Annotated in this window: 9 protein-coding genes; 1 reads left to right on the forward strand and 8 read right to left on the reverse strand. The window is 69.0% G+C overall.

Annotated elements, in window-relative coordinates; genetic code table 11:
- Positions 1-3 precede the first annotated feature (3 nt).
- The 8 genes from DQW50_RS14445 to DQW50_RS14480 form a co-directional block, all read right to left on the reverse strand.
- The gene (locus tag DQW50_RS14445; RefSeq protein WP_112079971.1) at positions 4-756 is read right to left on the reverse strand and encodes an ATPase domain-containing protein; all 753 of its coding nucleotides are present in this window, start codon (positions 754-756) and stop codon (positions 4-6) included.
- On the reverse strand, positions 757-1260 hold the full coding sequence (locus tag DQW50_RS14450; RefSeq protein ID WP_112079972.1) for a flagellar protein G: 504 nt from the start codon (positions 1258-1260) through the stop codon (positions 757-759).
- A complete protein-coding gene (locus DQW50_RS14455) occupies positions 1261-1728 on the reverse strand; it encodes a flagellin (protein ID WP_112079973.1) in 468 nt (155 codons plus the stop codon).
- Positions 1718-3598, reverse strand: a complete 1881-nt coding sequence (locus DQW50_RS14460; RefSeq protein WP_112079974.1) for a FlaD/FlaE family flagellar protein — start codon at positions 3596-3598, stop codon at positions 1718-1720. Before DQW50_RS14460 ends, DQW50_RS14455 begins: the two co-directional genes overlap by 11 nt.
- A 90-nt stretch (positions 3599-3688) precedes the next feature.
- Complete coding sequence (locus DQW50_RS14465; protein ID WP_112079975.1) at positions 3689-4240, reverse strand: chemotaxis protein CheD; 552 nt, start codon at positions 4238-4240, stop codon at positions 3689-3691.
- Positions 4237-5439: a chemotaxis protein CheC gene (locus DQW50_RS14470; protein WP_112079976.1), complete on the reverse strand. Its 1203-nt coding sequence runs from the start codon at positions 5437-5439 to the stop codon at positions 4237-4239. The genes DQW50_RS14465 and DQW50_RS14470 overlap by 4 nt, the downstream gene beginning before the upstream one ends.
- The gene (gene cheY / locus DQW50_RS14475) at positions 5439-5795 is read right to left on the reverse strand and encodes a chemotaxis protein CheY (RefSeq protein ID WP_112079977.1); all 357 of its coding nucleotides are present in this window, start codon (positions 5793-5795) and stop codon (positions 5439-5441) included. Before cheY ends, DQW50_RS14470 begins: the two co-directional genes overlap by 1 nt.
- A gap of 87 nt (positions 5796-5882) precedes the next feature.
- Entirely contained in the window at positions 5883-8297 is a 2415-nt protein-coding gene (locus DQW50_RS14480) for a hypothetical protein (RefSeq protein WP_127341341.1), read from the reverse strand.
- Positions 8298-8530: 233 nt separating this feature from the next.
- Between DQW50_RS14480 and DQW50_RS14485 the strand changes: the two genes are divergently transcribed.
- A complete protein-coding gene (locus DQW50_RS14485; protein ID WP_112079979.1) occupies positions 8531-9010 on the forward strand; it encodes a zinc ribbon domain-containing protein in 480 nt (159 codons plus the stop codon).
- Positions 9011-9242 lie beyond the last annotated feature (232 nt).

A 9242-nucleotide genomic window follows, 5' to 3' on the forward strand; every position in this document is an offset into this window, starting at 1 on the left:
GCATCAGGCGACACTGCGGCTCTCGATGACGATCCCCGTCCCGGAGCGGACGGAGAAGCCGATGGTGTCGCCGACCTGTTCGCCCATGCCCGCGAAGCGTTTCACGTTGATCTGCCGGCGGATGTCGCTGCCGACCTCGATCATCTCGAGTTCGATGAAGACGTCGGCGATCGACCGGAACGGGCCGATCGCGTCGTCGTCGACCGCCGAGGGGTCGACCGTGAGGACGACGACCTTCCCTTGAGAGATGATATCCCGGAAAAACGAGATGATCTCCAGTGCCGCCTGCCGCTCCTCGTTCTTCCGGACGAGCGCCTCGAACGTCGGGTCGTTCCGGAAGATCGCGTCGAACGTGTCGAGGAATATCACGTCCGAGTTCCACATCGCCTCCGCGTTCATCAGCCGCTTGAGCAGCTCCTTGCGCTCGCCGTCGTCGTCCGAGAACGCCCCGCCGGAGTCGAAGTCGGCGTGTAAAAAGAGCAGGTCCTCGTTCAACAGCGGCTTCACCATGTCGTACTCCAGCGAGTGCATCTGGTCGATGAAGCCGCGGACGGTGAGCTCCGTCGACAGCAACGTCACCGACGCCCCCTCCTCGACGAGCCCGTAGGAGAACCGCTGGGACATCGCGCTCTTTCCCGCGCCGTAATCGCCCTCGATGAGCACGATGCTCCCGCGGGGGATCCCGCCCCCGAGCTCCTTGTTCAACCGGTCGCGCTCGCCCAATCCGAGCGACAGCAGGTTGGTTGCGCGGGGCATCTACGCCTCCACCCGGAACCGGAAGGACTCCTCGTCCCCGTTGACCGCGAGGTACACCCGGTGGTCGGTAGTCCCCCCGTCGCCGAGGCTCCCGACGGCGTCGACCGCGTCGAGGTCGATCGTGAGCTCGAGGACGTCACCGCGGCTCCAGGTGGTCGCGCCGTCGACGGAGACGAGCTCGCCGGTCGTCGCGTCCGGGGCGACGTAGTGGCCGTCGAAGACCACGTCGAGGCCGGAGCCGTCCGGCGCGAGCCGCTGTGTGCCGGTGTTTTTGATCAGCAACGTGACGTTCCCGTCCGTGCCGGCGCTCTCGTCGTACACCCCGCCGTTGGGGTCGGAGATGACCGTCACGTCCGTTCGGAGCTGTTGGGTCGCGTCGAGGCTGCCGTCCTCGACGGCCGAACTCACGCGGTCGACGCCGGTGGTGACCGTCCCGACGACGCCGGCGGCGATCACGAGGCTGGCGACGAACAGGATGAGGTGAGAAACCGGGACGCTCGCCATTCAGCCGCTCACCCCCGCGCCGTCGCTGACGCCCGACTCCGTGACGACGACGACGCGGCTCGCGTCCGCGAGGTCGGCGTCGACCGACGCGTCCGGGATCGCGATCGAGAGCGTCTCGCCGTCGAGCCAGAGATCGGTGTCGTCCGTGCCGTCGACGCTCGTCCACGACTCGTCGGCCGCGATGTCGACGTACTCGTTGTCGACGACGAGGCTCACGTCGCTCACCACGAGCCCGACGGTACCCCCGTTGGTCGCGTTCACGACGAGCTCGTCGTTCCCGCTCGCGTTGAACGTCGCGGACTCGATGGAGACCGCCGTGTTCTGGCGTTCGAGCGCTGTCTCGTGGGCGTCGCGTTCACCCTCGGTGACGCGCTCGAAGCCGTTCGCCGCGACGGGGTAGAAGGCGGTGAACGCGACGAACATCCCCGCGACGATGACGGCCGTCGACGCCGAGACGCTAACGCCCATCTCCCCACCCCCCGTCCGCCGGATCGGCGCGGTCGGGCTGTGAGTCCGGGTCGTCCATCGGTCGGGGGGAACTCCCGTTCCAGCCGCGACCGGTATCGGTTCCAGAGCGACCGTCGCGAGCGTCACGTGGCGTCGTGCCGTTCGATCGCTCCCGGGCGGTCCCACCGTCGCGGCCTCGGGGGCCACGGGAGGCGCGGGCGGGTGCCGGAGGCTCACCGCCGAGTATCGACCCGCCGGCGAGGTCGTCCCACCGGTCCAGGAGGACGAGGTGCCTGCCCGTGCCGTTGAGCTGGGTGATGTACCGCAGGCTCCGGGTGTGGTGTTCACGGACCAGCCGGTCGGTTCCCGGACGGTCGACGAGGTTCCGGTCGATCGTCCCGAACCCCGAAAGGAAGTCCCGGAGCCGCGCGGCGGCGTCGGAGCCGACCCACTCGATCCGCTCGTAGTAGTTCACCGCGCGCACCGCGTCGGTGACGTCGCTCTCGGAGACGAGGAACTCCAGCCACTCCATCACGAGCAGGTCGCCGACGTAGTCGCCGGGAAGCTCGGTGAGGTACGGCTTGCCGCGCCGACCCGAGAGGTCGTCGTGCCCGACGTACTCGAAGCCGTCCCCGGTCGCCTCGGCGGGATCGCCGCCCGGTGTCGGTCCGGGCGACCCGGCGGTGGAGCCCGAATCCGGCCCCGCGTGAGCGCCCCCCTCCGGACTGGCGGCCGCTCCGGCGGGGTCGTCCTCGACCCGCTCGCCGCCGACGTCAACACCGGTGTCGTCACCGAGGTCGTCGTCCAGGCCGACATCGAGACCGTCCTCCTCGAACTCGTCCTCCGCGAGGTCGTTCTCCCCGACGCCGTCATCGAAGGCGTCGCCGAGACCGTCGTTCTCGGGGCCGTCTCCCCCGAGGCCATCCTCGAGGTCGGCCGCGAGGTCGTCTTCGTCGAGCGGATCCGCTCCGTCCAAGGCGTCCTCCCCGGATCCCGTCTCGTCGCCGGCGTCGTCGGCCCAGTCGGCCTCCCCGGCGTCGTACTCTTCTTTGAGTTCGCTGAAGCTCTTTCCGTCGTCGTTCATGTCGTCGGTTGTCGCCGCCGGTTCGGTCTCGGACACGGCGTCGGCGGGGTCGCCGTCGTCCGGGTCGCCGTTCGGTTCGTTCCCGTCGTCCGCCGCTGCGAGGTCGTCGAAGCCGTCGAGTTCCTCGTCGTCGAGTAGTTCCTCGTCGAAGAAGCCGTCCGCGTCGGCGCTCGCGAGCTCGTCGTCGAGCTCCGCTTCGGCCTCGTCGTCGCCGTCGTCGTCGAAGAGGCCGAAGGAACTCTCGGCGGCACCGCCGGCGTTGAAGCCGCCGGATTCGTCGACGAAGGGGTTGATCCCGCGGGTGACCATCTCGTAGATGTCGAGCAGGTTTCGGACGTCCTCCTCGATGTCGTCGACCGCGGCGGAGATCTCCTCGTTTTCCGACCGGACCGTCGACACCGTCGACGAGAGGGTGGCGACCTCGGACTCGAGGTCGTCGAGACGCTTCTCCAGCTCGTCGGTGTCGGAACCGCCCCCGCCGTCGCCGAAGCCGTCGTCCCACTCGTCCATGCCGTCGAGGTCGTCGAAACCGCCGCCTCCCATGCCCCCGTCCATCGTGTCTCCACCCCCCAGTCCGTCACCGCTACCTCCCAGTCCGTCACCGCTACCTCCCAGTCCGTCAGCCCCCATTCCGCCGCCCATGCCGCCGTCTCCTCCCGTTCCGTCGCCGAAGACATCGTCGCCATCGTCCGCGTCGTCCCCGCCGTCATCGAGGAACCGGTCGAGAACGCTCGCACCGACGAGCCCCAGCGTGGCGACTGTCCAAACGACCGTCGAGACGCCCCACACCGACAGTTCGAGGCCCATTGTTCACAGCAACCCCCAGACGACACTTCAACCCATTCATCAAAATATCAGCCGTGAGAACACGTGACTGCGGGGCCTGCTCGCCGGGCGTTATAACGTCCGTTCGAAGCCGTCGGCCGCCCGGACGGCGAGGTCGCCGCCAGGTCGGAACCGGACCGTCCGACCGACCGTGTCGCCGACGTCGCTGGCGACGATCGGTATCCGCGCGTCGGCGAGACACTCGCGAGCGCGCTCGACGTTCCGCGGACCGACCGCGTCCGTGAGATCGAGCATCTCCGCGCCGCCGACGAGACGCGCCTCGAGTCGACAGGGCGACGCGCCGGCCGAGACGAGCTCGTCGACGAGCGTGTCGAGCCCCGAATCGACGTACTTCGCCGGGCGGGGGCCTCGTGAAACGTCCCGGTCGGTGGACGGCAGCATGGCGTGCAAGAGTCCCCGGGCGCCCGTCTCCGGGTCGACGAGCGCGACCGCGACACAGGACCCCAATCCGCTCGTCGTCAGGGTCGCGTGGTCGTTCACCACGGCGAGGTCGCCGACACCGACCTTCACGCGTCGGGGGGGATCGCCCCGGTTCGAGGCGGACCGATCCGGGGCGGACCGATCCGAGGCGGACGGGTCCCCCGACGCAGTGAGGTGGTTCATGTCTCGGAGAGGCGTTCCAGCGCCGCCGCCAGTTCGCGCTCGTCGGGGAGCGCGTACACGTCACAGCGCGCCTGGACGCCCTCCGTCCGGATCGTGGCGTCGATGACGAACCCGTAGTCCTGCCGGCGGCTCAGGGAGGCGACGAGCGGGCTGACCGTCGCCGAACCGATGTCGTGGACGAACTCCGGCGGCGAGTGCGAGATGGAGGTACCGAGCACGTTGGCCCAGCCGTCGATGAACCCGCTCGTCATCACGTTTCCGAGCTCACGGAGCGCGTTCTCGGCCATCCCGCCGAGCGGCTCGTCCGGCTCGGTCGGGAGCATCGCCTCGGCGACCGCGGCCGCCGACGCCTCCGAGAAGAGGATCGCCAGGTAGCCGCTCGGTTTCCCCCGGAGCTCGAAGACGGTCCCCGCGTGCGGCTCCGTACCGACCTCGCTCGGCACGTCCGCGAGCGGGACGAACCGGAGTCGGCTCACGTCGACGGTGGTCTCGAGGCCGGTCATCATCCCGACGTTGTCGGCGGCGTTCGCCGAGCCGCGTTTCGCTAACGAGGCGAACGTCGAGAGCGACTCGTACGGGACCGCGGTCGCGTTCGCACCCCCCGCAGTGCCGCCGGCACCTTCAGCGCCCGCGGTCGCCGCCGTGGCCGTCTTGCCGACGACGAGGTCGCGGAACGGGCCGGAGTCGGGAAGCATGTAGATCGAGAAGTCGAGGTCGGTCCCCGTGGCGTCGAGCCGGCTCTCGAAGAGAAAGACGCCGTCGCCGGCGAGCGCGCCGTCCGGGAGCACCGCCGCGCCGTCGGCCTCGAAGTACCGCGGCGGGGTCATGTCGATCGCCCGCCCGAGGTAGTTGGCCCAGCCGTCGAGGAACCCGCCGAGCGCGATGTTGCCGACCTCCGTCACCGCGCTCCGGCCCATCGACGCACTGCCGGGAAGCACCGACAGCAACCCGTCGATCTGTTCGGCGTCGAACGCGAGCACGGCAGCCCCCTCCAACCCCCCGTCGAGCCCGACGCGCACGCCGATCGACTCGCGGCCGGAGAAGGCTTCGGCGAGGTCCTCGCCGGTGGCGACGCTCGCGCCCGTGACCTCGACCGCGAGGTCCGACCCCGTCAGCTCGCCCAGCGCGTTGGCGGCGCGTTCGGCGCCGCGCTCGGCGAGCCGGTTACACGCGCCGAGCGCTCGAACGTCGACGCGCATCAGACCGCCGACCCGATGGCGTCGAGGACGTTCGGCTTCTGAAACGGCTTCGTGATGTACCCCTCCGCGCCGGCTTTGATCGCCGCCTTCATTTTCTCCTCCTGGCCGACGCTCGTACACATTATCACCGTCGCCTCCGGGTCCTCGCCTTTGATCTCCGTCGTCGCCTCGATCCCGTCGCGGATGGGCATCACGATGTCCATCATCACGAGGTCGGGACCGTGCTCGTCGTACATGTTCACCGCCTCCACCCCGTTTTCGGCCTCGCCGACGATCTCGAACTCCCCTTCGAGTATCTCACGGAGCAGGTTCCGCATGAACTCCGAGTCGTCCGCGATTAACACGCGCGTCGCCATATACGCGAACTCGGAGCGAGCGTCCACTTAATCGCTCGCCCGCGGTTCTCATCGTTGAGAACGGGGTGGCTCGGTACGCGGCGGAGTTCACAGCCAGTGGTCGATCAGGTACGTCGCGCCCACGACGACCGTCCCGCCGAACGCCTCGCGGGTGCCGACGGGGATCAGGATCGGACTCGTCGAGGCGGGGGTCCCGTCGGGGCCATCACTTCCGTTTCCTTGAGGATCGGAGCCGTTCCCCTCCTCCGTGCCGTTCTCGGCCTCCGTGCCGTTTCCGGTCGCCGTGTCGCTCTCAGTCTCCGTTCCGTTCCCGGTCTCCGTACCGTTTCCGGTCGCCGTGTCGCTCTCGGTCTCCGTGCCGTCCCTCGATTCCGTTCCGTTCCTCGGTTCCGTTCCGTTCCTCGGTTCCGTTTCGTTCCCGGTCTCCGTGCCGTTTTCAGGTCGATCCTCGTGCTTTTCGGTTCCGCCGCTCTCGTTTGCCTCGTCGTCTCCGTCCGTCCCGTCGTCGATCCGAGTCACGGCCGGGTCAGACTCGACCGTGAGCGTCCCCTCCGTCTCGTCGCCGTCGATCGCCAGCGTGTACGAGTACGTCCCGGGATCGAGGTCGACCGTCGTCCCGTTGAACGTCTCGTTTCGTGGCTCGCCCGGGGCGACGGTCACGTATCGTTCCTCGTATATCTCGCCGCCGGCGACCTCGAGCGACAGCGGTTCCCGGTTCTCGACGACCCCGGCGTTCCGAACCGTCACGGACAGCTCGGAGAGCGTGTCGCCCCGAGTCACGTCGAGTTCGGTCGTCCCGTTGTCGAGCCGAAGCCGGTCGGGGTCGTCGGCGTCCGCGGCCACGATCGCCGTCCGACTGTCGTAGGGCTCCGAATCCACGTACAGGTCGACCCGCAGGCGGTCGCCGGGTCGTGCCTCGCCGATGCCGGGATCGATACTGAAGTTCCCGTCGTCGTCGATACGGACCGTCGATTCCGAGGTTCGCGGCGTCTCTCCGCCGTCGTAGGCGGACACGGCGGTCAACTCGGTCGCGGGCAACAGCGTCGTGGTCCCGGTGACGCCGTCGTCGTCGACGAGGATCTCGCCATCGTCGGTGACGTGATCGTACCGGAGATACCGTTCGCTGACCGAGAACGTCGCGTCGACGGAGGCGCCCGTCTCGTCCCTCGAGAGGTACGGGAACTGTTCGGGGACCCCGTCGTCGCCGACGGAGGCGGCGGCGAAGGGAGGGTCGGCGTCGACGGCATCCGGGTCCTCGGCGAACCGGTACCGCTCGCCGTCCGCCCCGTCGAGTTCGAACTCGACGCGATATTCCTCGCCGGGCTCGAGTCGGTCGCCGATCGCGTTCCCGTCACCCGTGTCGATCACGAGGTAGAACCGACCGGCAGTCGGGTCGTCGGGCGCGGCCTCGAGCTCGCTCGCCGACTCGAAGATCAGCGTGGCGTCCTCGAGCTCGTCGGGGTCGATCCGTGTCGGCGCGCGGTTCCGTTCGGGGTTCGTCTGTTCGATCCGCAGGTGAACGCCCTCCTCGGCGGCGAGCAGGTCGCCGAGGACCGCGCCGGTCGCGTTCTCGCCGGCGGTGACCGGCCCCGCATCGTGCCCGTCGGCGAGGTGTGACATCGCACCCCAGATCCCGGCCGCCTCGACGCCGATCACGAGGCGATCGCCCTTGGTGACGGCGGACCGCTCTACGCCGTCGCTTCGCAGCGAGCCGACCGGCTCGATCCCCTCCGAGTCGGACTCCGGATCGGCCGGCATGGTCGTGAACACCTCCATCTCCTCCGCCACCCGTCGCTCCGGTTCGGTGACGACGAGTTTCGCCCGGTTCGAGGCGTCCGCGGGGGCGACGACGCCGTCGTCGACGGTGAACGTCGCGTTGTCGACGAGCGAGAGCCGGTAGCGCTCGGGGGCGAGCGGGCGAACCGGGCCGTCGGCACCCGTCTCCGACGGGAGCCCCGAGAGGTCACTCGCGATCCGCTCGCCGTCCTCGTCGACGAACTCGAGCGAGCACCCGGAGACGTAACAGCTGGTCGCGCTTCCCTCCTCGCTCGTGACGGACACGTACTCCGCCCCCGTACCGGCCACGCGGGTGTTGAGGGTCAGGGTGACCGAGCCCTCACCCCGGACCTCGATGACGTCGACGAATCCCACCGGACCGTCCGGGTCGGTCAGTCGATTGCCGCCGACGAGGAGGTACTTCGTCCCGTCCTCGACGTCGACGGATATCTCGGCGAGATCGCCGGCAGTCGTCGTGTACGTGTCCGCCCCGAAGGAGGCGTTGACCTGGGCGGGAGCCGCTTCGACCGTTCCCGAACCGTCACCGATAGCTGTCGGTGTCGCGAACGAGTCGGGGGACCCTCCCGCCGTTCCGACCGCAGGAAGCGTGCCGACGAGGAGGGATCCGACGAGGACGACGCCGAGGAGACACGCGGTCACTCGACGGATACGGGTCGCGGAACGGAGGGGAGCGGTCGTCGACGGTGACGGGGGGTACTGTGACATCGTGTAGATCGTCCGCGAGGTCCGATCGAGGGACGGGCGGCCGTCGTTCGGCCTCGACTCCGTCGCACGCCAACTAAAACGTGCGCCCCCGATTATCATCGTGGGAAATCGACTGATCGGTGGTGAAACGGCAGTAGAGCCGCTCTTTCACGTGGATAGCGGAGCCGAAATCCCGAACGAACCGGATCGCGGACCGAAGAGTTAAGCCCGACCGCGATGCCGTTCCGATGAGGATGAAGACCTGTCCCCGCTGTGAGGCGTCGATCGACGACTCCGCCCGGTTCTGCTCGCAGTGCGGCGCGCCGCAGACCGAGGAGGCTGCCGAGGAGCTCGACGAGTACGTACGTCAGCAGGCGGAACAGGTCGCTGCGGAGTCCGGCGGGGTCAGGGGTGACGGCGGCCGTTCGGGTGGCACCGGGTCGGGCGACGTCACCACAGCGGACGTCTTCGGGGTCGCCGTCGAGGAGCTCACCGACCGCGAGCAGCTGTGGCGGCGCGGGTGCTACGTCGTGGGGTACGCCACGGTCGTGGTCGCGCTCACGCAGATCACGAACCCCGGTGCGTGGTTCCTGTTGCTCGGCGGGATCGCGATCCTGCCGCCGACCCGGCGACTGCTCGGGCTTCCCGTCGGGGGGACGTTCAAGCGGGAGGCGATGGCGGGGCTGTACGTCGTGTTCGTGGCTCTCGGGGCGGCGTTGTTCTTCGTGTTATAGTTCGAGAGACGATCGATCTGCGGTTGCGGTTGGCGTCGCCGGCGCTTCGCGCCGGCTTCAAGCGAGAGCTTCGCTCTCGCCCTGCGCCGGTGAGCGCCTGGAGGGCGCGAACCGCCCGCGAGGTCGTCGGCGCGAAGCGCCGACTGCTCGGAAATCTCTGATTTCCGGTGGAGTCGACCGGCCGGAGCAACGCGGAGGCCGGTCGACGAGGCTGGGGAGGCGTGAGGTGCGG

The sequence above is a fragment of the Halorubrum sp. 48-1-W genome (genome assembly GCF_003287355.1).
Lineage (GTDB): Archaea > Halobacteriota > Halobacteria > Halobacteriales > Haloferacaceae > Halorubrum.